The sequence below is a fragment of the Niastella soli genome (assembly GCF_017742245.1).
Classification (GTDB): domain Bacteria; phylum Bacteroidota; class Bacteroidia; order Chitinophagales; family Chitinophagaceae; genus Niastella; species Niastella soli.
In genome coordinates this window covers 1-517 of the sequence record NZ_JAGHKO010000031.1, presented here as the reverse complement: position 1 = coordinate 517, position 517 = coordinate 1, and the positions used below count along the sequence as shown (strand labels likewise).

Here is a 517-nt window from a genome sequence, read left to right as displayed (position 1 = left end):
TTAAGGTCTGTAGTGATTTCAATCGCCGCCAGTTTTTTACGGTCGATCTTGCCGTGTGCGGTAAGTGGGATCGCTGCTATTTCCAGCAACCAGGCCGGGATCATATACTCGGGCAGTTGCTTTGATAATGCTTCCAGTGCTGCTTCTTTTTGCCAGCCCTCACCTGCTACCACATAGCCTATCAATTGTTTATTTTGTTGTGCATCTTCCCTTACCACTACCACCGCTTGCTGCACACCAGCTGTCTGTTGCAATACAGATTCAATCTCTCCGAGCTCTATGCGGTAACCTCTGATCTTCACCTGTTCGTCCCTTCTGCCTAAGAATTCGAGGTTGCCATCTGGTAGCCAGCGGGCCAGGTCGCCGGTGCGATACAAACGTGCACCTTTCTCATTAGTAAATGGATCTTTTATAAATTTTTCAGCTGTTAGTTCGGGTCTGTTCAGGTAACCTCTGGCAACCTGTGCGCCGCCTATGCATAATTCTCCTGCTACCCCAACCGGTAGCAATTGCAGGT

The 517-nt window shown here is 49.1% G+C and carries 1 protein-coding gene; it reads right to left on the bottom strand.

Annotation, left to right across the window (positions count from 1 at the left end; genetic code table 11):
- The coding region (locus J7I42_RS35000) for an AMP-binding enzyme (protein ID WP_209145226.1) at nucleotides 1-517 on the bottom strand (517 nt) is incomplete at both ends.